Genomic DNA, 24514 nt, shown 5'->3' with positions numbered 1-24514 from the left:
GTCGGTGGGGGGACCAGGCAAGGCTGGCATTCGATCTGCGATCCGGCAGCCAATTCGAGGTCGGTCGAAACGTGAGCAGTAGCTGGGCTTTTCCTGCATGATCAAGCAAGTCCCGCCCGCCGCCTCCGAGGGGTTGTCCCACCATGCCGCCCAGCCGTCGTTTGCTGCCCGGATTGCTTTCCCTACTCCTTGCTGTGCCGCTGATCGCTTCTGTACAGGGCGATCCGCCACCGGCGGCAGCCCAGCCGGCCAAGTTCACCAGACCACTGACACCCGAGGTGAAGGCCACCGACGAGGCGGCCCGGACCGGGCGCCGCGTCGAGGTCGCCGACTGGCGCAACGAGACATCAGAGGTCTACGTCAATCCCAACGGGTCGAAGACGATGACCTCGCACGCGATCCCGGTGCGGGTGCGCAAGGGAGCCGGCTGGACGAAGCCGGATGCGTCGCTGCGGCGGCAGCCGGACGGCACTGTTCAGCCCGTCGCCGCGGCCATGCCGTTGATTTTGTCCGGTGGTGGCGACAAAACCCTGCTCCGGATCGGCAAGCCCGGCAGCCGCGTGACGATGGGGTGGCCGAACAAGCTCCCGGCACCGCGCATCGCCGGTGACATCGCCACCTACCCTGAGGTGTACCGCGGTGTCGACCTCCAGATCAAAGTTGCCGTAGACAACTTCTCCTACCTGCTCGTGGTCAAGAACCGCACCGCTGCCCTGACCGACGCCCTCCGCGCGCTGCGGACGCCGTTCGTCGGCGACGGCTTGCGGTTGTCGGTGCGCCCCGACGGTTCGACGACGGCAGTGAACCCGGTGGGGGAGCAGCTGTTCACCGCGCCACCGCCGATGATGTGGGACAGCACGCCGGCCACGCCGCGCCAGGCCAAGGTCGGGATCAAGCTGAAGGCGGGTGTGCTCGAGCTCACGCCGCACCGTTCGCTGCTCACCGACCCGAAGGCGAAGTTCCCGATCTACATCGACCCGTCGCTCAGCGGCCAGAAGGCCGGCTGGCTGCACGTCAACGTCAAGATGGGCGGCCAGACCGGGTGGGGCTACGACACCGGGCAAGGCGCCAAGGTCGGCCTCGCCTACGAGGACCCCAAGCGCAACATGTACCGGTCGATGTTCCTGATGAACCTGACCAATGGTGCCCAGACCATTGCCGGCAGCACGATCAGCGAGGCCATTTTCAGCATCACGCTCGATCACAGCCCGACCGGTTCGGGCACGCCGGTGGATCTGTGGCACCTGAACGACTTCACCACGAGTACCTACATCGACTGGACCAACAACGAGGGGTTCTGGCACGAGCGGGTCAACACGAAGGACGCCGAGTCGTGGCCGCCGCCGGAGGACAAGGGGGTCAAGTTCGATTCGACGCCCCGGATCGTCCAGCTGGTGCAGGAGGCCGCGGACGCTCGCAAGACCACCATCGGCTTCGGCCTGCGAGCACCGGACGAGGGCAACCAGAACCAGTGGAAGAAGTTCAAGTTCGACACCGCCGTGCTGTCCATCACGTACAACACCGCGCCGAAGGAGCCGAAGTCGCTGAACATGATCCGGCCCCGCCCGTGCGGTACTGCTGCCGCGCCGACGCCGATCGGTACCCGGACGCCGCAGTTCTCCGCGGTCGCGAACGACCCGGACACCGGTGACGGCGTGACGACGACGCTGGAGATCGCCAACGCCGCCAACACAGTGGTCTACTCGAGTTCCGTCGGGCCGACCGCTACCGGTGCGGCCTTCTCCTGGGCCGAGGTGCCGGCCGGCAAGCTGAACGAGAACGAGGTCTACCGCTACCGCGCCTTCACGCGGGATGCGATCGTGGCCGGACCGGCCACGAAGGACTGCTATTTCGTCATCGACTCGATCAGCCCGAACGTGCCCTCGATCAGCTCGACCGACTTCCCCGACAGCGTTCGGCGGACTCCGGCGTACAAGACCGGCACCGTCACCTTCCGCCCCGCGTCGGGCCAGGAAGGCGAGGTCGCGGAGTACGTATACGGCTTCCTCTCGGACAAGCTGGCGATGCGGGTGAAGGCCGAAGGCGGTGTGGCCACTGTGCCGATCACGCTGACGCCGTCCGTGGAGACCGGCTCGTCGGACCGCACCCTGTATGTCGCTGCCGTCGACAAGGCGGGCAACCAGAGCGAGCTGACCGAGTCGTGGACCCTCCGGGCCCAGACCGGTGGCGTAGCGCCGGCACCAGTGCGCAACGACAGCAACGGTGACGGGCGTGCCGACCTGAACGCGATCTTCGACCAGGGCTTCGGCCGCACTGCCATCTGGTCGATGCCCTCGGCCGGGGCGAATTTCCACACCGGCGTGATGGAGTGGGACACGAGTGAGGGCGGCAGCTTCGCCTTGACCCGGACGCGCGCCGTACAGGGGGACTGGAACAAGGACGGCCGGGCCGACATGGCCCTGCTCCGCGAAGGCGCCGGTCGGCAGATCTGGCTGTACAAGCTGATTTCCGAAGGCAACCGGTACGACGCCATGGACGCCAGCTGGACGAGCGGGGCGAACGGCTGGCCGCTGAGCACTGCCCGGGTCATCTCGGGTGATGTCGACGGCGACAAGGCCTCGGACATCGTGGTGCAGAACGCGACGCTCAACGGTGGTTTCGAGGTACTGGTGTTCAGGGCCGCGACCAACTTCACCGCTCCGGTCAAGTGGCTCACTTCCGAGGCGACGAACCAGTGGACCCGCAGCACACCGCTGCTGGCCGATCTCAACGGTGACGGCAAGGCCGACTTCGTCAGCATGCGCAACCTCGACGGTTGCCGGACGTCGGTGGAGACGTTCACCTCCAGCGGTACGGCGTTCGCTGCGCCGACGACGGCGTACGACTCGGGTGCCGGCGCCTACTGCTGGGAGAAGAGCAAGGCTGCGGTCGCGGACCCCGACGGCGACGGTCGCGAGGACATCGTGGCGATGTACGACGACAGCTCGAGCAGCACTTCGCTGCAGGTGTTCAAGCCGGCCGGGACCACGCTCACCCGGAGCACCTGGTGGTCGATCTCGAACAACGACCTCGACCTGTCGAAGACGAGCCTGTCCGTTGGTGACTACAACGGTGACAAGAAGGACGACGTAGCCCTGCTGTACGCCGGTGGCACCACGCCGGGCCTGCGGCAGGCGTTCACCCAACTGTCCACCGGTACGGCGTTCGGCGCGCGGCAGCAGACGTGGACGGGTCAGGTCGACGCCGTCACAGGTCCGAAGTTCGAGCTGGAACACCGGGCGTACGACCTGGTCAGCAAGAACAGCAACAAGTGCCTGAACGTCGAAGGTGCGACCGTCGACAACGGTGCGCGCTACATCCAGTACCAGTGCCTGCCCGTCGACCTGAACGCCCGGTTCCGGCTCGATGCGATCGCCGGCAGCGACCAGTACAGCGCTCGCCCGATGCACAGCATGAAGTGCGCCGATGTCGCGAACTTCGGTCCGCAGGACGGCGCCCAGCTGATTCAGTACCCCTGTGGTGGTGGAACCGGTGAGCCGACCGCGAACCAGCAGCTCACCATCGAGTACGTCGAGGGGACGAGTTACGACACCGTCGTACAGGTGCGGTTCGCGCACAGCGGTAAGTGCGCGACGGTCACACCGGATCCCGCGAAGAACGTCACGATCTTCGACGACTTTGCGCCGATCCAGCAGCAGACGTGCGGTCAGCTGAGTACTCAGCAGTGGACGGTGCGTCCGTCGTACAACCAGACGCAGCTCGGGGAGAGCGGCAACGCCCGGTACCGGATCGAGGCCGCGACCTCGCACAACGTGCTCGACATCGCCAACTGCGCCGCGAGTGACGACATCCGGATGTGGGACTGGGTACCGGGCAGCCCCTGCCAGAGCTGGAAGGTGGAGAGCCTCGGCGACGACGTCTACAAGATCGTCGATCCGAGCAGCAACCGGGCGCTCGACATCCGCGGTTGCTCGAAGCTCCTGAAGGGCTACCTGATTGCCTTCCCGAGCAACAAGTCCGAGTGTCAGCGCTGGCGGATCGAGCCCAGTGCCGACGGCAGCTACGCCGTGACCTCGGTGAGTACCGGGCTGGCGATGGACGTCGACAGCTGCAACCCGGCGGCCGGGACCGATGTGATCACCTGGTCCTACCACGGCGGTCTGTGTCAGCGGTGGTACTTCATCAAGCAGTAGAGCGGCAGGGCAGCAGGCCCTGACAACGAAGGATGGCGGTCTCCCACTGGGGGACCGCCATCGGCTCTGTAGGACTTTGGCGCCGCCGGGGCGCGTTTATGAGACCTGGCTTACCGTTCGTCCTCCGTGGAGACGGCGACGGGAGCCGGCTCGAGCCGACCCGTCTCGTCATGAATGGTGACGGCGATGTTGCGCAGCTTGTCCGAGTGCTCCCGGCCGTGGTGGGCGCAGAACAGAAGCTCCCCACCGCTGGTCAGGGTCACCCGAACGTAGGCCTGCGCACCGCAGCGGTCACAACGATCCGCGGCCGACAGGGCCGAACTCGGGGCGAGTGCTGTAGTCACTTGAGGCCTCATCTCATCTAGTTCCGTTCTCACCAGATAGCAACATCCTGACACGCGGATCGCTTCCCGGTAGGGGCAACGCGTCCGAATGTGAGACGAACCACCTGCACCCTTATGACGCATGTTGACGCGGAATCGTTTCTCTTTCGACCGATTTACGTCTCCCAGGCGGTGTCGGGCGTGTTCTATCTCACTTTGCGCCATGATCTGGTCACGGATTGCTGATCTTCGGTGTGTCGTGGACCACGCCCGATCGAGTCCGGATCGATATCTGAGATAGCACCTTTCGTGTTGTCTTGTCAGGTGCCCCGAGTGTCGGGGCCGCTAACAGGTTTTGGGGGTGCCGCCGCATAGGCTGTCCCTCGTAGTGAGTTGGTGAACCAGTGAAGGAGCCCTGTGGCCGCCCCGACGCCTCGTAGTACCGAGCTCGACCCGACGTACAACGCCCGCAACCTGCTCGTCCTCGAAGGACTCGAGGCGGTCCGGAAGCGGCCCGGTATGTACATCGGGTCCACCGACAGTCGCGGCTTGATGCACTGCCTGTGGGAGATCATCGACAACGCCGTCGACGAGGCCCTGGCCGGTCACGGCGACCGGATCGACGTCGTCCTGCACAAGGACGGTTCCGTGGAGGTGCGCGACCGCGCCCGCGGGATCCCGGTCGACATCGAGCCGAAGACCAAACTGACCGGTGTCGAGGTCGTGTTCACCAAACTGCACGCCGGTGGCAAGTTCGGCGGCGGGTCGTACAACGCCTCCGGTGGTCTGCACGGTGTGGGTGCCTCCGTCGTGAACGCGCTGTCCGCGCGGCTGGACGTCGAGGTCGACCGTGGCGGCGTCGTCTGGACGACATCGTTCCGGCGCGGTGTCGCCGGTGAGTTCGACACCGAGGGCGCGGAGGCCGGCTTCACTCCGGCGGTAGGCCTGCGCAAGGCGGGGCGGGCCAAGAAGGGCATGACCGGGACCCGGATCCGCTACTGGGCCGATCGGCAGATCTTCACCCGGGACGCAGCCTTCAACTACGACGAGCTGGTCACCCGGGCGCGGCAGACCTCGTTCCTGGTCCCCGGCCTGGAGCTGGTGATCCGCGACGAGCGTGGTGAAGAGGCGACCGAGGAGCACTTCAAGCACGACGGTGGGATCAGCGAGTTCTGCGAGTTCCTGGCCACCGACCAGCCGGTCACCGAGGTCGTGCGGCTGACCGGGACCGGTCACTTCACCGAGACCGTGCCGATGCTCGACGACGCCGGCCACATGACGCCGACCGATGTCGAGCGCGATCTCGACGTCGACATCGCCGTTCGCTGGGGTGACGGCTACGAGACCGAGCTCCGTTCGTTCGTGAACATCGTGGCGACCACCAAGGGCGGCACGCACGTGTCCGGCTTCGAGCGGGCGCTGGCCAAGAGCTTCACGGCCGCCATGGAGGGCACCCGCCTGCTGAAGAGCGGCGAGGAGCTGATCAAGGACGACGTCCTCGAGGGCATGACCTCGATCGTCACCGTCCGCCTGGCCGAGCCGCAGTTCGACGGTCAGACCAAGGAGGTGCTCGGTACACCGGCCGCGTCGCGGATCGTCGCGAAGGTGGTCCAGACCGAGCTGGAGGCGTTCCTCACCTCGACCAAGGGCGTCGCGAAGGCCCAGGCCCGCGCGGTCCTGGAGAAGGTCGTCGCGGCGTCGCGGACTCGCGTCGCGGCCCGGCAGCACCGGGAGTTGCAGCGGCGCAAGACGGCGCTGGAGTCGTCGGCGCTGCCGGCCAAGCTGGCCGACTGCCGCAGCAACGATGTGGACCGGTCCGAACTGTTCATCGTCGAGGGCGATTCGGCCCTCGGTACCGCCAAGGTGGCGCGGAACTCGGAGTTCCAGGCCCTGCTGCCGATCCGGGGCAAGATCCTGAACGTGCAGAAGGCGTCGGTCGCCGACATGCTGAAGAACGCCGAGTGCGCCTCGATCATCCAGGTGGTCGGTGCCGGCTCGGGCCGCAGCTTCGATCTCGACCAGGTTCGCTACGGCAAGATCATCTTCATGGCCGACGCCGACTCCGACGGCGCGCACATCCGCTGCCTGCTGGCGACCCTCTTCTTCCGCTACATGCGTCCGCTGGTCGACGCCGGTCGTGTCTACACCGCCGTACCGCCGCTGCACCGCTTCGAACTGACCAACCCGAAGAAGGGTCAGGACAAGTACATCTACACCTACAGCGACGCGGAGTACCAGCGGAAGTCGGCCGAGCTGATGAAGAAGGGCGTCAAGTGGAAAGAGCCCCCGCAGCGCTACAAGGGTCTCGGTGAGATGGACGCCGACCAGTTGGCCGAAACCACCGTCGACCCCCGGCACCGGACGTTGCGCCGGATGACCGTCGACGACGGCGAGGACGCGGCCAAGGTCTTCGACCTGCTGATGGGCAACGACGTCGCTCCCCGCAAGGAGTTCATCGTGCAGGGTGCCTACGAGCTCGACGAGAGCCGTATCGACGTCTGACGGACCGGCCCCGGCCGGTCTGCTGCGACCCCGGACAACACCCCAGTCAATCTCCCAAGCCATGCAAGGTGGCGGTCACCGGGGTGTTGCCGCGGTTACGGACGTAGTCGTAGGGAGCCCATTCGCCGGTTGCGGCGGAACGCCATTCGACGAACTTGAGGTCGTCGAGGTCGACCGTGTCCATCGCCGAGTCACCCCGGACGCCCACGGAGAGCAGCACCATGTTGCCGCCGTTGCCGAGGTCGGCCGGTGAGATCTCGAAGGAGATGTCGTGCCAGGCGCCGTCGGACGGCACCGACGCGGTGTGGTCGACGTCGAGCAGGCGCCGTGAGTCCGGGTCCTCGGTGGGGTCGCTGTCGTCGAAGTGGTACGACGTGACCCGCAACAGCGGCGTCGCGCCGGCGGACGCGCGAACCTTGGCACGGACTGTGTAGGTGGCCTGGTCCGGATGGCGGGGCAGTGCGATGCGGGCGACCGGGCGCACGAGTTTCCCGCTGCTGTTGCCGCTGAGCTGCAGGTAACCGGCCTCGCCGAGGGCGCCGCCGCCGATCAGCGGTCCGGTGTTCGGTGGCCAATGCGTTGCCGCGTCCGGGACGCCGTCGGCGGTGTTGTCCTCGAAACGGCCCCAACCGAAGAGGTCGCGGCCCAAAGAGAGGTTCGATGGACTGGACCGGCCTGGTTGGCTGTCGAGCCGGGTCAGGCCGCCGGACGGGATCGCGCCGTCGCTGTGTGGCTGGACGGTGACCGGCACGGGGTGTTCCGGCGGGGCGTTGGCGACGACGCGGGCGGTGCCGTGTTCGAAGAGGAACTGGGCCGGACGGGAGTCCGGGTCACGGACCAGCGGGATCGTCGACACGCTCTGGTCGGGCGCCCGCTGGGCTTGGACGTTACGAAGGCTGTTGGCCCACATGCCGTTCAGAGTGCGCCGGGCCGCTGTGCCGGTGGCGATCGCCGGGCGGTAGCCGTCGATCTCAACCGGCACGAGCCGCGCTTCGATGAGCCGCCGGCCCTCCCAGACCGTGCGCAGGAACACACTGGCGAAGGTGGCCAGGAAGTTCTGGTCGAACACGAAGTTGCCCAGGCTGTAGGCGATCAGGCGGCCCTTGTACCACTCCATGCCCTGCAGGACGTGCGGGTGATGGGCGATGACGATGTCGGCGCCCGCGTCGATCGCGGCCCGTGCCATCTCTCGGGTGCTCTTGGCGGAGGCGGTCTGGAACTGGAAGCCGGAGTGCAGCTGGACGATCGTGAGACCCTTCTTCGGCGACAGCCGCAATGATGCGTTTTTCGTGGCGGTGATCTCGGCCGGCGACGTCTTGGGATTCCACCGTGCCGCGCCGCTGTGCCCCCGCCGAGCGACCCAGTCCTGGAGTTCCGGGTAGACCCGCGTGATCGATCGCCACAGCGCGGCGGACTCGAGCGGCGAGAGTCTAGGTTCGAGCCGGTCGAAGACCTGCCAGGCTGCGCCGATGGTCCTTGCCACGTCGGGTACCTGGGAGCCGAAGTGCCAGCGGCGTGGCTTGTTCTGCCACGCGTCGCCTCCGTGTGAGTGCGCGTAGCTGTCGTTGACGAAATCGCCGTCGACGCTGGTGTAGGCCAGCATCGTGACCTCGTTGCCGTGGATGTTCGTGTGGTAGGCCGGTTGTGGCCGGTCGCTGTCGGACAGCCCGACGATCGGGAACCCGGCCGCGGACAGCGCCTTCCTCGTGTCCGCCAGCCCGGCGTCGGTGAAGTCACGAGTGTGGTTGTTGGCCAGCGAGGGCACGTCGACGCCGAGCTTTTTGAGGCCCTCGATCGTGGCAGGCGGCGACTGCAGGATGAACCGCTTGCCGGGGTAGGCGGTTTCCGGCGGCGCGGAGCTGAGCACCGTCTCGAGGTTGACCGTGCTCAGGTCGGCCAGTCGGAACGCGGGTGCGACCGCGTCGACGACTGCTTCGGCGCCACTGGCCGCGTCGGTGCGGGGTATCAGCGGCTGCGGGGCGTTCTGATACCGGCGGCCGAACATGACGTCGCCTGCGGAGTGCACGACATAACGCTTTCCGCCATGGTCGGACAGCAGCCGCACGGGGACGGTCCGGCCCGCGTCATCGAGGCCGAGGGGCACCGGTTCGGCGAGGTAACCCGGCGCGGACACGATGGCGAGCACAGGGCCTGAGCGCAACTCCACCTGTGCGATTCCCTGGCCGGACACCGGTTTCGGACCGCCACCGGTGTCCACTGTGGCCGCTACCGGAGCGCCGGCTTCGTCAACGACCGACACCGACGCCACGGGCGGGCCTATGGCCGCTGCGACATCGGTGTGGGGAACCGGCCGGGTCACGACAGCCGTCACGGTGACCGCGACGAGCGCCAGCGCGCCCAGCGTCAGTGCGTACCGTTTCTTCATGAACTCAGCGCCCGGACGATGTCCGTCCGCCGCGCGGGGGAGTCCCGCACTGTCCGGCTCATCTCGACGTGCAGGAACACTGTGCCGGCCGCCGCGGCCATCTCGCCCTGCGCGTTCGTTGTGCCCGCCAGCCTGTCGCAACGCTCTGTCCAGGCTAGGCATACGGCGAAGCCCCCTGCTGAAAGCCGGTCGGCCGTCCGGCGCGCCAAGTCGCCCACGAGGGCTGCCCCGGACGAGAGCACGATGTCCGTCGCGGGCAGGTTCCGGTCGTCGAAGCCGTGCAACTGCACCTGGGCCAGCCCCCGTTGCGCCAGCACTGTCGCGATGGCGTGGAACACCGAGGTCGGTTCGTGGGCGACGTCCGCCGCCCGCCGATGCGCGCCCGCGACCAGCAGCACCGCGCCGGGTTCGTGCCGGAACAGGTCGATGCCGACGAGTTCGGTCCGCAGGTCCGACACTGGATGTGGCACCTCCACGGCGACCGACAGTGGTGCCGAGCGGTCGATGACGTACATCCCCCACGCCTGCTCGTTCACCACCATCGTGTACGCGCGCCCCGTCACGGAGTCGACGCCGTCGAGCACCGTGAAGCCGAGGTTGGTGAACTCCGCCGTCTTCCGATGGTTGAGCGCCGCGCTGAAGCCGGTCGCGGTTGCGGCGAGCTCGCCGGATTCCGGCTGGTGGTACTCCTGATTCGCGGACAGGCCCGCGGTGAAGTCGGTGACGAGCGTGCCCAGGTCGGTCCTGGGCGTCGGGTTCTCAGCGACGATCAGCACGGCGACCAGGACGGCGGCTGCCAGCAGGCGGAGCGCGTTGCTGGTCACAGGCGCTTCGCCGAACGGAACGTCTGCGCGTACTCGTTGCCTTCGTCCAGCAGTGATGGGCCGCCGTTGTCGGGAGAATCGCCCAGCACGCGGTGGCGACCGGTGCCGTCCAGGCCGAGGTAGATGCCGACCCGGGCCACACCGCCGGTGCCCGGTGCCTTGGTGAAGAACATCAGGTCTCCCGGCTGCAGGCGCGAGTAGTCGGTGGCCTGCTTGCCGGTGTCCGGCACGATGGGTGTGCCAGGGCCGGGGCCCGCCATCGCCGCCGCCGTCCGTGGCAGCACGGAAGCCTTGCTCTGCAACGGATATCCGGCGCGGTAGCCGTACACCAGCCGAACGAATCCGGCGCTGTCGACTGCGCCTGTGCGGAGGTACTGGTCGTAGTCCGCGTCTTGGCCGAACGTCGCCTGGCCCGCGATGCGCGCGCCAGTTCGGTCACGCACCGTCGGAGCGCCCTTGAGGTACTGCGTCCCGAGCGCGAGCAGGTCGGGAGAGGCGTCGCGTGTCGCGGCCGCCAGCCACGGCTTGAACCACGGCGCTCGCTCGGCGTCCGCCGACCAGGGCTGCGGCGCGAGCCGGACCCAGGCAGTGGTCGTCAACGTGGCCTGGGCGGACCGTGGGTCCGTGAAGGTCCGCGCCGGTCCGTTCAGCGCGACCGTGCGTGAGCCGTCGGTCAGCGTCGCGACCACCGCGCCGCTCGCGCTGGTGACGACCGTCCGCGCCGGGTCGGTCAGCCGGGTGAACCGCTCGCCGACCCGCGGCGCCGGTGCTCCGGCGGCCGAGGCAAGCTTCATGCCGTCCGGGCCCTGGCTCGCGTAGTACACCGCAGCGGTGCCGGACACCGCCAGCACCGTCGCGAGCACGAACGCTCCTGCGCGCATGGGCTTCCCTTTCAAAGTGATGGGCCTTTCACAGTGACGGGACAAGCCCGATGAGGACACCACTGGCGAGCGTGGCGTAGCTGATGAGGCTGACGCAGCCGGTCGCCAGTAGCGTTGGGAGTGGTGGCTGGCGGACCAGCTGGTAGGCAATGAGTCCCGGCACGACGAACCCGAGCGTCTGATGCAGGAACAGCAGCGGCAGGTCGGCCTGGAGGAAGACCAGCAAGGTCGTCTGCAGCACAACGCCGAGCAGGACGACCGCGGCGAAGAGCCGCTTGCCGTAGAGGATCACCAGGCGCTGCAACAGCTTGGTGCCGGCGTAGGTCAGCGCGGTCATGAACACGATGATCGCCGCGCGGCGGTAGTCCTCGAACAGGGTGAGCGCGATCCAGCCGGGCGTGATCATGCCGCCGGGTGACAGGTTGGTGGTCAGATAGCAGACGAGGGAGAGCAGCAGGCCGATGGCCAGGCCGATGGTCGCGACCTCCGGGGCGAGCTCGGCGCCGTTCATCGGAGCTGCCCCGCCGGCTCGGCCGGCAGCTTGGCGAGCTCCTCGACGAGCAGTTCACCCTGGCCGTGAATGTTGCCGATGGCAACCACCGAGAGCTCGTCGTGGTCATGGCCGCTGAGCAGCTCACGGACCAGGTCCTCGGGGGCCCGCCGGCCGCCGAGGTCGAGGATCCGGTCCTGCCACTCCGCGGGGACGGCGGCACGGGCGCTGCGCGTCGGCTCGCCGATGAGCACCACCCGGTCCGGCGAGATGTTGGGGACGAGTGCACCCATCTGCGCGTTGCGCTCGATCCGGTCCGGCCTGCAGTTGATCACCACGTGCACTGGGTCCCCGATCGCGCCCTGGCTGCGTAGCTGGTCGATGTTCATCAGTGTCGACTGCGGGTCGTTGGCGGCGAAGACGTTCGCGAACCGCAACCGGGTGCGCCCGGCCAGATAGCGGTGGACCTGCAGCACACCCGGGTCCGGTGGCGCCGCCCACATGCCCTCGAGCGCGAGTTGCCGGTTGACGTTGAGCAGGTCGGCGACGGCGAGCGCGATCGCGACGTTCTCCTTGAAGGTGATCCAGCCGAAGCCGCGCATCTCCTCGTCGGTGACGGACTCGGGGTCGACGGCGATGAGTTTGCACGTCCGCCGGTCCGCTTCCGCGCGCAGAATGTCCAGCCGGTCCTGCTCGGCGGTGACACAGATTCCGCCCTCGGGCATCGAGCGGGACAGCGACCGCGCGACGTCGTCGAGCGTCGGGCCCATTTCGGTCAGGTGGTCCTCGCGGACGTTGCAGAGCACGCCGATGGTCGACTGGATGAGCTTGCTCTGGTTGATCTCCTGCAGGTCCGGCAGCACGGCCATGCACTCCATCACCAAGGCGTCCGGACGGTAGGCGGCCGCGCGGCGGACGACGCCGATCTGCTCGACGATGTTGGCGATGCCGAACTTGCGGTAGACCGGTTCCTCGCTGGCGTCGGGGTGGATGAACCGGGCGGCGGTGCCGGTGGTCTTCGCAGTGGTGACGAGTCCGCCGCCACGCAGTGCGCCCGCGCAGAGCCGGGTGATCGACGACTTGCCGCGAATGCCGTTGACCAGCACGCGGATCGGGATGCGGTGCAGCCGGGCGTAGTGCCTGCGCTGCTCGAGTATCCCGCCGGTGAGCAGGCAGCCCGCGCCGAACAGGAGAACGACGTACAGGAAGAGCATCTCAGGACCTGCTTGCGGTGAGTAGTTTGGCGGCCGCCGGCTCGTTTCGGCGCACGCCGAGTGCCTGGCGGCAAAGGTCCACACAGGACGCCACGGTGCCGATCTCGTCCTGACGTTGGGGATAGACGGTTTCGGTGCGGTCGCCGGCCGCCACGCGTTCGGCCGCGGCGGCGACCCGGCGCAGCGGGCGGATCACCACAAGCTCGTGCCAGCCGGCCAGGATGACGGCCAGCACCGTCGTACAGAGGGCGGCGGCCCTGGCCCGGTCGCGGATGGAGTCGTCGGCGACGCCGAGCGCGCCGATGGGCTGCTCGGCCATCACGATCCAGTGCAGGGTGGACGCCGGCCCACGCGACGCGATCCAGCGGGCGGCCAGGACGGTGTCACCGGTGACCTCGGCGGATGAGTGGCCGGTGCGCGCGGCGGCGGCCGCTTTCCTGAGCGCCGGGTCGGCCAGCTGTGCGAAGGCGAGGTAGCCGTGGGTGTCGATGATCGTGCGGTCGGCGTCATCGACCACGCGTACCCGCGCGCCGGCCGGCTGGAGCGGCTGGGTGAGCCGGGTGACGTCGAACTCGCCGACGAGTGTCCGGCCGTCGCCGAGCCGGACGTGGGCGTACACCACGGGCAGGCGGCCGCTGGTGTTGTGCTGCTGCAGGCCTTCGGCTGGGGTACCGGCGGGCATCGGGCCCTCGCGCAGGGGCGTCTTGCCACTGCGCTCCGATACCGCACCGGTCTGGTCGACGACGTACACACTGCGGAACGCAGGGTCGTGGACCGTGAGGTTGCCGGCGTTCAGGCGAGCGGCCGCGCGCAGTTCGCCGAGGCCGCTGGTGACGGCGGAGCGGAGCGCGTCCGCGGAGCGAGCGAGCCGCAGTCCCTGCGCTGTCACCAGCGCTGGCGAGACCTCCGCCGAGTGCTGACCGAGCGTCAAGAACATCGTTACGGACCAGCCCAGCAGGGAGACCGTCATGAGGCCGACCGTCAGCCGCGCGGGCATGCCTCGAGTTCTCCGGCGACTGCCACCGCCCGACCGGCAGCGCTCCAGTACCGCGGCTATCCGGCCTACCTCGACAGTCCGGGCTTGGCGGACCGGACCGGTGGCGGTACCGGAGGCCACCGCGAGCGCGTCGTCCCGCAGCCGCCGGATCGGTGCGACCAGGCCGCGGCGCACCAGTATGGTGCCACCGACGGCGAGCACCAGGAGCGCGATCGCCGGGACGAGTCCAGGCCAGCGTGCCGGTGCGGTATCGGCGGGCAACCAGGTCGCTGTGATGACGGTGGCTCCGAGTGCGCCGGCACCGCTGGCGACCGGGGCGTAGGCGACCACGGCCGCGAGCGGGACCGGTCCTGGGGCCGCCGGGCCGGTGAGCACCCCGGGCCCGGTGCGGGCCGCGCTCGCCGCGGTACCGAGGAGGCTGCTCGTTGCGGGGTCGGTGTCCGATCCGACACTGCCGAGAACGGTGCCATCGTCCGCGACGAGCCGAAGGTGCTGACGCAGTGCCCCGCCCGGCGGTGGCAGCGCAATCCGCAGCGCGGTCGACGCCACCAGTACCCGTCCGCCGGGCAGCGGGACGGTGCTGAGCAGCAGTGGCACTCCGCCGGGCGGCATGTATAGGCGCACGGTGGGTCGGCCGAGGTCGGCCCCGGCGAGCGTGTCGACCTGGACCGGTTCGCCGCGTGCGGTGATCAGCGTGCGGGACGCGGCGTTGAGGAGCGCGATTCCGCGGTACGAGTGGTAACCGGCGCCCAGTTTGCTCAGCGCGTGACCGATGTCGACCTGCGAGTCCGCGACGACCTGCAGGCCGTGCGCGGCGGATGTGGCGGAGGCGCCGATGGACCTCGCGAGGGCCTCCGCGTCCCGGCGTTGTGCCGCGGTGACTCCGGACGGCACCACGGGCGTGGGCTCACTGAACAGTGCGGCGATCGGGCTGGCCGTGGTGAGGCCGAGCCCGCAGAAGACGGCTAGGAGGATCAGGAGTACGAGCCCGGCCGCCGAGGCAGCACCCGCGCCGCCGGGGAAACCGGTCTCAGGCAGTTGGTCCCGGAGCCGTCCGGTCCGGCCGCGGGACCTGACCACGGATCTGTCCAGACCGGGAATCGGCCTCGGGGAAGACGTTTCGCTGCGGGCGGGCGGCATGCAGGCTCCTAGAGCGGGCGGGCCTACCGGCCGTCCACGGTGGCGGGAGAGGAGACATAGGCACGTCTCGTCAGGCCCTGGCGTTGTGGGCCGGGAGCCGACGATCGGATGCGCAACTTAATTGGAAAGTTTCTTTACTGTTGGCCAAGAGGATGGTCCTGTCCCGGTGAGTGTGTCAACCCCTCGGCAGCCGCCAGTGCCGATATCGGCTTGTTTCCAATCAAAGGTGGAAACCCTGCTTGTCCGGAAAATAGTTGCTAACGGCAAGCATGTCCGACGGCGATCTGGCCCTGGCCGCGCCGGATAAACTTGCTGGATGGGGCTACCGCGGCTGATCTGTTTCGACCTGGACAACACCCTCATCGACCGTGACTCCGCGTTCCGCGACTGGGCCCGCTGGTGGTCCACCGAGGCAGGCCTGGGCGAGGCGGCAGTCGACTGGTTGGTTGCCCACGACAACAAAGGGTTCGCTCCCCGCCCCGAGCTGTTTGCCGGGCTGCGACACAACTTCGGGGTCGCGCCGACGGTCGACAGCTACGACCGCGAGCATCCGTTGTTCACTCGCGTGGACAGCGCCGTACTGGACGGGCTCGCCCAACTGCGAGCTGCCGGTTGGCGAACGGCGGTAGTCACGAACGGCACGGTCCTGCAGCAGACTCTGAAGCTCGAGCACACGGGCATCGCGACGGCCGTCGACTTCTGGTGTATCTCCGAGGCCGTGGGCATCCGTAAGCCGGACGCGCGGATCTTCGCGCTCGCGGCGGAGGGTGCGGGTGCTGCGCTCGACGGGTGGATGGTGGGCGACCAGCCGGCTCACGACGTCCAAGGCGGCCACAACGCCGGCCTGCACACAATCCTGATCGGCTCCGCCTCAGGACCGCCGGCTCCCGACCATCAGTTCGCCTCGATTCACGATGCCCTCACCCTGCTCCGAACCGTGCCTGATCACCCAACTACCCACCCCTGTGCAGAAAAGTAGCCACTCCCCAGGTCGGACGGCTGGGCTAGAAGGCCGCTCGGAGGACTGCGTGGGCGCCGCGGATGATCGCGTCGCGGTTGGCTTCGTAGGTGGGATCGGTGATGGTGGTTTTGTTGGTGGGGTCGAACGACAGTACGGGGACGTGGAGATGGCCGGCCGGCATCGATGGGTCCTTGAGATCGCGCTGCAGGGTGTTGCGGTAGGCGACCTCGTTGGACAGGTAGCCGCCCCCTGCGCCCTCGGAGGCGATGGATCCTTCGGTGGGGCCGAGCGGCTGCCGGACGGGTGCCGTCTGACCGGCGGGGATCTCGAGGACCGAGGTGTTCACGCGGGTGCGGAACGGGGTGACGTCGGCCTTGGACATCCGGGCCAACGGGAGGCTGGAGGTGATCCACTCCGGGCCGGTCGGCATGCTGGGGGAGACGACCGGTGCGGCGACCGTCCCGCCGCCCCACAGGTTGTTGTTGTCGCCGATCGAGCTGACCGAACGGCGGCGGCCGTTGAAGACCTCCAGGTCGAAGATCCCGACGCGTCCCTGGCTGGCGGTCATCACGAGGTCGGCGTGCTGCGGGCCGCCGCGGTAGTGCGGTGCGAGGGCCTCCTCGACCATCTTCTGGTCGAAGTCGGTGTAGCGCACCGGGAAGACCACGGCCTGGATCTCGTACGTCGTCCCGTTGACCGTCCAGCGTTGTCCGTCGAGCGTGAGCGCGTTCGCGCCGGACGGGTTGCCGATCCGGATGTCCGCATCCAGCGTGAACGGGTCGAACCCGGTCACCAGGATCTTCTTCACGCCGGGAGAGAACCGCGTGCTCGTGATTCCCCGCGATGCGTATTCGAGCGACTTGATCAGGTCGGCGCGTTCCGTCGTACCGACTGCGAAGCGTGGTTGCCACTGACGGACGGCGAGAGCCATCGAGATGCGGGCCCAGTAGAGCCCGCGATCGTCGGTGGAAGGCAGCGCGTCGGCGCCGGAGACCGGATGTTGCGCGCGGTGCACCGCAGTCCGCCAAAGCGCCTCGCCCTGAGCGCGGATCAGCAGCTTGGCGGCCTCGCGGCTCGGCATGGCGCAAAGCAGCCGGCTGAACAGCGCCACCTGCTTGTCGAACCCGGTCCGGCGCAGGATCTCGGCCGGCACGGACGGCCCGCCGGCGATACCGCGGCTGAGTCGCTGCTCTTCGACGGTCCCGGTGATCGTGGCGTCGATACAGCCCGTCGTGACCGGCGTCGCGTGCACGACCGGAGCGCCGGACAGGACGCTCGTCAGGGCCAGCGCACCGACCAGGAGGGAGCGCGGAAATGAGCTGGGGCGGAGTCTCATAAGGCGTATCTATCAGATCCTGGCCTGGAAACCGAGAGATCTACTCAAAGACCAGTATTGTAGACAGTATGCACGACGCTATCGTGGGAAGGCGGTGCTCGCCCTCACCGCCCTTTCCTGAGGAGCAACCGAGTGAGCAGTACGAGCAGCCGCCGCCGTTTCCTGACCACTGCACTGGCCGCAGGCGTGACCCTGACCGCCTGTTCGAAAGGCGCCCCAGCCCCAGCCCCCACCGGTACGACGCCTCCTAGCGGAACGCCGGTGCGCACCGGTCAAGAGGCCTTGGCCCGCCTGGTCGCCGGCAACACCCGTTTCGTCGCCGACCGCGACGAGCGCCTCGATGAAGGCCTTGCCCGGCGAGTCGCCGTGGCGGAGGGTCAACACCCCTTCGCCACGGTGCTCGGTTGCGTGGACTCCCGCGTACCGATCGAGCTCGTTTTCGACCAGGGGCTCGGCGATCTGGTCGTCGTACGGAGCGCTGGTGAGGCTCTCGACCAGTCGGTGATCGGCAGCCTCGAGTTCGGTGTCGCCGAGCTGCACACCCCGCTGCTGATGGTCTTGGGCCACCAACGCTGCGGTGCCCTCGACGCCACCATCAAGGCCCTCGACGCCCACCAACGCACGTCCGAAGAGGCCGGCCAGATCGGCTATCTCGTCGAGACCCTGGCCCCCGCCGTACGACGCGTTGCCGGCCGGCCCGGTGATCGCCTCACCAACGCCATCCACGCAAACGTCGACCTGGTCCTCGCCAAACTCCGCCAGTCCCCAGTCATCGCCCCCCTCGAAACCACAGGCAAGCTCAAACTCGTAGGCGCCTACTACGAACTAGACACCGGCCGCGTGCTCCTCACCTGACCGCTTTGAGCACCCACCAGTCATTCCGCGCCCCCGCAAATGACTGAGCCGTGCTCAAAGCTGACGCGCGGAGCAACGAAAAGCGCCGACCGGGGGGCGGTCGGCGCTGGGTGGGTTAGACGTGTTGGGTGAGGAGGCCGGTGTCTACGTCGTACATGAAGCCGCCTACTAGGACTTCTTCGCCGACCAGGGGGTGTTCGCGGACGGCGGTGACGTCGCGGCGGAGGGCTTCGAGCTGGTCGGGGATGACGTTGATGGGCAGGTAGCCGGCTGGTTTGCCGGCGGCCGCCTCGACCTTGGCGCGGAGCTCGTCCTCGGACATCGCGGCCATCGCGCACCGCGTGTGCGGGATGACCATGATGCGGCGGATGCCGAGCAGGTTCACGCCCAGGACCAGGCCGGTCAGGGTGATCTCGGTGACGCGGCCGCCAGCGCTGCGCAGGACCTTGGCGTCACCCGGCTTGAGGCCCAGCAGCTCGAGCGGGGGGATGCGCGAGTCCATGCAGGTGACGACGCCGACTCCGGCGTGGGCGATACCGTCGAAACCGCCGTAGTGGAAATCGGCGGCGTACTCGGCATTGGCGGCAAGCAGGTCTTCGAAACCGGCGGCGGTCATCGTGTGGCACCTACTGCGGCTACCGGGGTTCCGGCCTTCAGGATCGACATCGCGAACGGCTCCTTTCCACAGGACTCCGGACGAGGCGGATCGGCGGGTGCACTGGTTACAGGCACGGTCCAGGACCGCCCGTCGCGATGCCACACTGTCACGGATTCCAGATCTTCGCCCGCGACAGTGAGGGCGTCCAACGAGAGCTCACCAGTCTGGTGGCGGACGGCGATTTCTGCCGCCTGACCGCGTTTCGTCCACGTGGTGCGGCCACGCAGTCCGGTCAGGAGGGTTTCGCCGCGGTCTGAGGCTGCCAGGACGTCGAGGGCGGTCTTGGCGTTGAGGTGGCCGTGCATGGTGCCCTCCGGCAGCATCACGGCAGTGGGGGAGAAGCGGTGGCCACCGAGGTGGCTGGCCTCCCAGACGCGTCCCGGAGCGGCAATGGCCAGCGCGTTCACCAGCGGCCGGCCGAGGATTGCGCAGCACTCGTCGCGCTTGCCGTTGGTGCAGACCAGCATGACCGACTCCTCCACCGGCACCAGGCCAGGCAGGGAGGCATTGACGGCTTCGCGGTCGCCGCGGGCGATCGCGCCGAGGTCGAGGTTGCTGAGCTGCTCCGGATCCTCCAGATGCGCGCTGAGCAGGAATGTCTTGCCCGGTGCGGTCGAGGCGATGTACACCTGCTGGGCGTGCCCGGCGGGGAACGAGTGCCGTCCCGGCGTCCGGATCAGGCCGAAGCGAACGTCGGCTTTCTTGCACTCGGCATCGAAGCGGCTACCGAACACCGGGTCCAGATGACTGTTGACGACGGCATCGGCGCCCCAGGGCCCGGGTTGCTCCAGAACGACCCAGCCGCTCGCGATAATGGCGGATCCCTCGAGCGGTTCGAGGAGCTGACGGCAGAAGGTCGAGCACAGACCTGGCCGACCGGTCGCGTCGGGTGGAACTCTCACAGCACCACTGTAGGTTAGGTTGCCCTCAGTTCCACGCAATGACCCATCAAGTGTGTATTAAGCCACGTCGGCCGAGCAGTGCGACAGCCAGGATCGCAGCCAGGAAAGCGCACACCGCAGCCCCGGCGAAGATCGCGTGCGATTGTGAAATCGCCGCGTCGCGGAGCGCGTCGATGAAGGGCCGGCAGGTGGCGGGCGCGGTCGGGCAGAGCTCGTTCGGTGACGGTACGTCGTCGACGATCGAGAAGTAGCGGCGGAGCCCGATCGCGGTCAGGGCCGACACGCCGACGAGCATGCCGACCATCCGTGCGACGACCACGAGCGCGCTGACCAGGCCGTGGTGAGGCGGGGGAGTCGCGCCGAGGATCGCCGTGTTGACCGGTGACAGCGCCAGCCCGAAGCCGAACCCACACAGCAGCAGTACGACGGTCGCCCCGAAGTGATCGAGTGCGTGGCGACTCCAGAACGCCATCAGCACGAACATGGCTCCGGCCAGGGCCAGTCCGGCGCCGGTGATCAGCCCGAGTCCGTAGCGCCTGGTGAGCCAACCGCCGACTACAGCACCGACTGGCAGGGCGATCAGGAACCGCACGAGCACCAACGCTGCTTCGAGTTGGCCGCCGCCCTGCGTAGTCCTGGCAAACACCGGTACGTCGACCAGTGCGGCGATGAGTGCGCATCCGACCAGGAAGCTGACAACGAGTGAGCCCCAGGCAGGACGCGCGGTGAGGAGTCCGGAGGGGACGATGGCACGCGGAGTCCGGCGCTGCCAGAACACAAAGGCGACTGCGAAGACGGCCGCGCCGACCAGCAGCCAAGGGCCGGCCGGAGACATCAGCTCACGCTCGGGGTCTGCAGTCGCGAAGGCGAGCACGACTCCAGAGAGCGCGAGAGCGAGCAGCAGAGCGCCCGGTAGATCGACCTGTCGCAGCAGGTCTGTCAGCCGCGAGCGCCGCACCGCGAGGAAGGCCCACAGGAGACCGAGCGCGAGGGCGACAACCCCGATGGGTGTGAGAAGTCTCGACGTACCGGTGAAGGGCACGAAGGGCAGGCCGAGTGTCACGTCGGTTGCGAGGCGTTGAGGCGCGGTCAGCGTGAGGCCGAGCGCCACGCACGCAAGGAGGCCCACGAAGGCAGACAGAGGTGGTGGGCGCAGGCCACGCAGCAGCAGCGCCAGGACGACAGCGACGACCAGGTTCAGCCAGAAGATGTAGCGCCAGTCGGCCACAGCCAGTACGGCGGCGCCCAGCAGCGGCCCGAGGACCGAGCCGAGCTCTTGGACCGCTCCGACTACGCCGAGTGGCAGCCCGCGGCGTTGAGCCGGCCAGAGGTCGGCGACCAGCGCGAGGGTGGCCGGGACTAGCCCACCACCCCCGACACCCTGGAGAAACCGACCGGTCACCGCGGATGGCAGGTCGTACGCCGCCGCCGTGATCAGGGAGCCGACCGCGAACAGCATCAGTGCGCCGACCAGAACCGGAGTGCGCCCGGCGACGTCCGCGATCCGGCCGATCAGCGGCAGCACCGCGATGTAGCCGAGCAGGAATCCCGAGATGATCGGGGCCGCCCGCTGCAGCTGGTCCGCGGACAGCCCGACCCCGGACATCAGGTCGGGCAGCGCGAGAACAACGACGTACGTATCGGCGGCCGCGAAGGCGACCGCGATCGATGCGAGCGTGAGCTGGGCTCTCGGCCGGGTGGCCGCTGGGGAGCTCACTGGGTGGCTCACTACGGCTTGGTGATCGTGACTTGTTCGCCGTACTTGTCGAAGGTGATGTCGTAGCTGCTGGTGGCGCCGTCGTAGAACGGGCCGGAGATGGTTGCCGAGACCAGCTGCTTGGAGTCCTTGTCGAGCTTGAAGCTGCTCGGGAAGTCCAGGTCGGCCGGGGCCTTCGGGAAGATCCCCTGCAGGGTCTTGCCCTGAACCGAACCGGTGATCTCGGTCAGGACCTTCGAGCCGTCGCGAGTGTCACCCTTCACCTTCGGGTCCTTGAGCGCCGGCAGCACCGATGTCAGGCCCTTGGCCGGGTCGAGCAGAAGTGCCGGGTCCGGTGCGCCGAAGCCGGTCAGCTGGTCGGCGGTGAGCTCGACGAACTGGCCGGTGAACGGCAGCTTGGCGTAGACCTTCTTGTCGACGGCAACGACCTCGGAGTCGATCGGCGAGCCGCCGGTCCGGATCGTGAGCTTGCCCTTGAAGGCCGGTGCGTGGGTGGCGACGCCGTCGCCGCTGGCCAGCGTCTGGGCGCTGTCCGGCAGGTCGCGGCCGGTCAGCACGATGTGCACGCTGGAGGCCTCGTCGATCGCCTTCTTCGCGGCCGCGAGCTGTGCGACGGCGTCGTCGGGCTTGCCGGCGTCACCGCCGGAATCCTTCTTGTCACTGCAGCCGACGAGTGCCAGAGCGAGCACTGCGCCCAGCGCGACGATTCTCTTCATGGGGGTCAGCCTGCCAGGTCGGCGGCCAGAGCCGCGATCGGTTGGGCCACCGGCACGCCGGAACCATCGCGCCGCGGGTCGATCGGCGGCAGGTCCACGGGGGCGCCGCTGCTCGCGCTGGCCTTGACCGGGGCGTTGCCGATGAAGGCGAGCAGCAGCCCGTCCTCGCCCTTGAGCAGCCGCTGGCAGCGGACACCGCCGGTCGCACGGCCCTTGCCGGGGTACTCGCTGAAGGGCGTCACCTTGACCGCGCCGACCTCGGTGCCCGGGAGCGCCGAGTTCGAGCCGCCGATCGTGACGACCTGGGCCTCGCGACCGGGCTCGACGGCACCGAAGAAGACCACCTTCGCGCCGGCGGTGAGCCGGACACCCGCCATACCACCGGCGGTGCGGCCCTGAGGCCGGACCACAGCGGCGGGGAAGTGCAGCAGTTGCGCGTCCGAGGTGACGAAGCACAACTCCTCTTCGCCGGTGGTGAGCTCGACAGCGCCGACGACCTGGTCGCCGTCGTTGAGCCGGATGATCTCCCACGCGTCGCGGTTGCTCAGATGATCCGGTACGACGCGCTTCACCACGCCGGTCGCCGTACCGAGCGCGATACCGATCGACTCGGGATCCATCGTCGTCAGCGCCAGCGCCTTCTCACCTGGCTCCAGCGAGACGAACTCGGCGATCGGTGCGCCACCTTGCAGATTCGGCGCGGCGGCCGTCGTCGGCACGGCGGGCAGGTCCAGCGAGTCGAGCCGGATCAACCGGCCGGCGCTCGTGATCAGACCGTACTGACCGCGGGCCGTGCTCTTGATCGAGGAGACGATCGCGTCGTGCTTGGCGCGGCCCTCGGCGGCGCCGAACGGCTCGACCCCGTTGGTGCGGGCCAGCAGCCCGGTCGAGCTCATCAGGATCCAGCACGGGTCGTCGGTGACCTCGAGCGGTACGGCCGCGGTCTTGGTCGCGCCGGACGACTCCAGCAGCACCGTACGACGGGGGGTGCCGTAGGTCTTGGCGACCTCGGCCAGCTCGTCGCCGACCGTCTTCTTCAGCAGCGCCTCGTCCTCGAGGATCGCGGTCAGCCGCTCGATCTCGCGCTCCAGCTCGGCCTTCTCGGTGTCGAGTTCGAGCTTGGAGAACTTGGTCAGCCGGCGCAGCGGCATGTCCAGGATGTAGTTGGCCTGGATCTCGGACAGGTCGTAGATGTCGATCAGCCGGGTCCGGGCCGCGGCCGCGTCGTCGCTGGTCCGGATGATCTGGATGACCTCGTCGATGTCGAGGATCGCGATCAGCAGACCGTCGACGATGTGCAGCCGGTCCTGCGCCTTCTTGCGGCGGTGCTCGCTGCGACGGCGGACGACGTCGTACCGGTGGCCGAGGTAGACCTCGAGCAGCGTCTTCAGGCCGAGCGTGCGGGGCTGGCCCTCGACCAGGCAGACCGCGTTGATCGAGAACGAGTCCTCGAGCGGGGTCAGCTTGTAGAGCTGCTCCAGCAGCGCCTCGGGGACGAAGCCGTTCTTGACCTCGATCACCAGCTGGGTGCCGTGGGTGCGGTCGGTCAGGTCCTTGACGTCGGCGATGCCCAGCAGCTTCTTGGACTGCACCAGCGTCTTGATCTTCTCGATCACCTTCTCCGGGCCGACTGTGTACGGCAGCTCGGTGAAGACGATGCCCTTGCGGCGCGGGGTGACGTTCTCGATCCGGGCGGTGCCGCGCATCTTGAAGCTGCCGCGGCCGGTCGCGTAGGCGTCCTTGATGCCTTCCAGGCCGACGATCTTGCCGCCGGTCGGCAGGTCCGGCCCGGGGATGAAGCGCATCAGGTCGTCGAGGTCGGCGTCGGGCTTCTTGATCAGGTGCCGCAGCGCCTGGATCACCTCGACCAGGTTGTGCGGGGCCATGTTGGTGGCCATGCCGACCGCGATCCCGGTGGCACCGTTGACCAGCAGGTTCGGGAAGGCGGCCGGCAGCACGGCCGGCTCTTCCTCGCGGCCGTCGTAGTTCGGCCGGAAGTCGACGACGTTCTCGTCCAGGCCGTTGGTCATCGCGATCGCGGACGGCGCCATCCGGCATTCCGTGTACCGCATCGCGGCGGGACCGTCGTCGAGCGAACCGAAGTTTCCGTGCCCGTCGATCAGCGGCAGCCGCATCGACCACGGCTGTGCGGTCCGGACCAGGGCGTCGTAGATCGCGCCGTCACCGTGCGGGTGGTACTTACCCATCACTTCACCGACGACGCGGGCCGACTTCACATGGCCGCGGTCGGGGCGGATGTTGTTCTCCGCCATCGAGAACAGGATCCGCCGCTGGACCGGCTTGAGCCCGTCGCGCGCATCGGGCAGCGCCCGGGAGTAGATCACCGAGTAGGCGTACTCCAGGAAGCTGGTGCGCATCTCGTCGGAGACATCGACGTCGAGGATGCGCTCCTCGAAGTCCTCGGGCTCGGCAGTGGTACTGGAACGGCGTGCCATAC

The 24514-nt window shown here is 68.3% G+C and carries 17 protein-coding genes; 4 read left to right on the top strand and 13 right to left on the bottom strand.

The genetic code is table 11. The annotated features are described in order from the left end of the window. The first annotated feature begins 143 nt into the window (after window positions 1–143). Window positions 144–4154 (top strand): RICIN domain-containing protein, encoded by a 4011-nt coding sequence (locus E1263_RS02240; protein WP_132164783.1) that lies wholly within the window; start codon window positions 144–146, stop codon window positions 4152–4154. Window positions 4155–4264: 110 nt separating this feature from the next. Here the strand turns inward: E1263_RS02240 and E1263_RS02235 are convergent, their stop codons facing one another. After that, complete coding sequence (locus E1263_RS02235; RefSeq protein WP_238161042.1) at window positions 4265–4510, bottom strand: DUF7455 domain-containing protein; 246 nt, start codon at window positions 4508–4510, stop codon at window positions 4265–4267. A 384-nt stretch (window positions 4511–4894) separates the two neighbouring features. On the opposite strand from E1263_RS02235, the gene E1263_RS02230 reads away from it, so the two are divergent. After that, complete coding sequence (locus tag E1263_RS02230; RefSeq protein WP_132164780.1) at window positions 4895–6979, top strand: DNA gyrase/topoisomerase IV subunit B; 2085 nt, start codon at window positions 4895–4897, stop codon at window positions 6977–6979. A 46-nt stretch (window positions 6980–7025) separates the two neighbouring features. On the opposite strand, the gene E1263_RS43985 is transcribed toward E1263_RS02230, so the two are convergent. Genes E1263_RS43985 through E1263_RS02200 form a run of 6 tightly spaced genes read right to left on the bottom strand, consistent with a single transcriptional unit; the run spans window position 7026 to window position 14851 of the window. Then, entirely contained in the window at window positions 7026–9365 is a 2340-nt protein-coding gene (locus tag E1263_RS43985) for a CapA family protein (protein ID WP_132164778.1), read from the bottom strand. Next, on the bottom strand, window positions 9362–10189 hold the full coding sequence (locus E1263_RS02220) for a hypothetical protein (RefSeq protein ID WP_202868682.1): 828 nt from the start codon (window positions 10187–10189) through the stop codon (window positions 9362–9364). The genes E1263_RS43985 and E1263_RS02220 overlap by 4 nt, the downstream gene beginning before the upstream one ends. Further along, window positions 10186–11070, bottom strand: a complete 885-nt coding sequence (locus E1263_RS02215; RefSeq protein WP_132164776.1) for a C40 family peptidase — start codon at window positions 11068–11070, stop codon at window positions 10186–10188. Before E1263_RS02215 ends, E1263_RS02220 begins: the two co-directional genes overlap by 4 nt. Before the next feature lie 28 nt (window positions 11071–11098). Beyond that, window positions 11099–11581: a poly-gamma-glutamate biosynthesis protein PgsC/CapC gene (locus E1263_RS02210; protein ID WP_132164774.1), complete on the bottom strand. Its 483-nt coding sequence runs from the start codon at window positions 11579–11581 to the stop codon at window positions 11099–11101. Next, entirely contained in the window at window positions 11578–12774 is a 1197-nt protein-coding gene (pgsB, locus tag E1263_RS02205) for a poly-gamma-glutamate synthase PgsB (RefSeq protein WP_132164772.1), read from the bottom strand. The genes E1263_RS02210 and pgsB overlap by 4 nt, the downstream gene beginning before the upstream one ends. Window position 12775: 1 nt before the next feature. Further along, entirely contained in the window at window positions 12776–14851 is a 2076-nt protein-coding gene (locus E1263_RS02200) for a HAMP domain-containing protein (RefSeq protein ID WP_165956433.1), read from the bottom strand. Between the two features lie 376 nt (window positions 14852–15227). Between E1263_RS02200 and E1263_RS02195 the strand changes: the two genes are divergently transcribed. Then, window positions 15228–15890, top strand: a complete 663-nt coding sequence (locus tag E1263_RS02195; RefSeq protein WP_132164768.1) for an HAD family hydrolase — start codon at window positions 15228–15230, stop codon at window positions 15888–15890. Window positions 15891–15915: 25 nt separating this feature from the next. Here the strand turns inward: E1263_RS02195 and E1263_RS02190 are convergent, their stop codons facing one another. After that, complete coding sequence (locus E1263_RS02190) at window positions 15916–17208, bottom strand: pyroglutamyl-peptidase I (RefSeq protein ID WP_132164766.1); 1293 nt, start codon at window positions 17206–17208, stop codon at window positions 15916–15918. Window positions 17209–17340: 132 nt separating this feature from the next. Between E1263_RS02190 and E1263_RS02185 the strand changes: the two genes are divergently transcribed. Beyond that, on the top strand, window positions 17341–18063 hold the full coding sequence (locus E1263_RS02185) for a carbonic anhydrase (RefSeq protein WP_132164764.1): 723 nt from the start codon (window positions 17341–17343) through the stop codon (window positions 18061–18063). 115 nt (window positions 18064–18178) lie between these two features. Here E1263_RS02185 and E1263_RS02180 read toward each other — a convergent pair whose 3' ends face one another. Genes E1263_RS02180 through E1263_RS02160 form a run of 5 tightly spaced genes read right to left on the bottom strand, consistent with a single transcriptional unit; the run spans window position 18179 to window position 24512 of the window. Continuing rightward, the gene (locus tag E1263_RS02180) at window positions 18179–18679 is read right to left on the bottom strand and encodes a beta-class carbonic anhydrase (RefSeq protein WP_132164762.1); all 501 of its coding nucleotides are present in this window, start codon (window positions 18677–18679) and stop codon (window positions 18179–18181) included. Then, on the bottom strand, window positions 18676–19623 hold the full coding sequence (locus E1263_RS02175; RefSeq protein WP_132164760.1) for a sucrase ferredoxin: 948 nt from the start codon (window positions 19621–19623) through the stop codon (window positions 18676–18678). The genes E1263_RS02180 and E1263_RS02175 overlap by 4 nt, the downstream gene beginning before the upstream one ends. A 46-nt stretch (window positions 19624–19669) precedes the next feature. Then, window positions 19670–21340, bottom strand: a complete 1671-nt coding sequence (locus E1263_RS02170) for an MFS transporter (protein WP_132164758.1) — start codon at window positions 21338–21340, stop codon at window positions 19670–19672. 11 nt (window positions 21341–21351) lie between these two features. Then, window positions 21352–22056, bottom strand: coding sequence for an LppX_LprAFG lipoprotein (locus E1263_RS02165; protein ID WP_132164756.1), 705 nt, complete (start codon window positions 22054–22056; stop codon window positions 21352–21354). A gap of 5 nt (window positions 22057–22061) precedes the next feature. Continuing rightward, complete coding sequence (locus E1263_RS02160) at window positions 22062–24512, bottom strand: DNA gyrase/topoisomerase IV subunit A (protein WP_132164754.1); 2451 nt, start codon at window positions 24510–24512, stop codon at window positions 22062–22064. Window positions 24513–24514: the final 2 nt, after the last annotated feature.

It is taken from the genome of Kribbella antibiotica (genome assembly GCF_004349055.1).
GTDB classification, from domain to species: domain Bacteria; phylum Actinomycetota; class Actinomycetes; order Propionibacteriales; family Kribbellaceae; genus Kribbella; species Kribbella antibiotica.
The sequence above is the reverse complement of the archived record's forward strand: the minus strand, read 5'-3'. Positions and strand labels throughout refer to the sequence as shown.

Coding starts and splice junctions, on each gene's coding strand:
- E1263_RS02180 (WP_132164762.1), bottom strand. CDS start 18,679: ATGACCGCCGCCGGTTTCGAAGACCTGCTTGCCGCCAATGCCGAGTAC.
- E1263_RS02160 (WP_132164754.1), bottom strand. CDS start 24,512: ATGGCACGCCGTTCCAGTACCACTGCCGAGCCCGAGGACTTCGAGGAG.
- E1263_RS02235 (WP_238161042.1), bottom strand. CDS start 4,510: ATGAGGCCTCAAGTGACTACAGCACTCGCCCCGAGTTCGGCCCTGTCG.
- E1263_RS02240 (WP_132164783.1), top strand. CDS start 144: ATGCCGCCCAGCCGTCGTTTGCTGCCCGGATTGCTTTCCCTACTCCTT.
- E1263_RS02190 (WP_132164766.1), bottom strand. CDS start 17,208: ATGAGACTCCGCCCCAGCTCATTTCCGCGCTCCCTCCTGGTCGGTGCG.
- pgsB (WP_132164772.1), bottom strand. CDS start 12,774: ATGCTCTTCCTGTACGTCGTTCTCCTGTTCGGCGCGGGCTGCCTGCTC.
- E1263_RS02165 (WP_132164756.1), bottom strand. CDS start 22,056: ATGAAGAGAATCGTCGCGCTGGGCGCAGTGCTCGCTCTGGCACTCGTC.
- E1263_RS02195 (WP_132164768.1), top strand. CDS start 15,228: ATGGGGCTACCGCGGCTGATCTGTTTCGACCTGGACAACACCCTCATC.
- E1263_RS02215 (WP_132164776.1), bottom strand. CDS start 11,070: ATGCGCGCAGGAGCGTTCGTGCTCGCGACGGTGCTGGCGGTGTCCGGC.
- E1263_RS02210 (WP_132164774.1), bottom strand. CDS start 11,581: ATGAACGGCGCCGAGCTCGCCCCGGAGGTCGCGACCATCGGCCTGGCC.
- E1263_RS43985 (WP_132164778.1), bottom strand. CDS start 9,365: ATGAAGAAACGGTACGCACTGACGCTGGGCGCGCTGGCGCTCGTCGCG.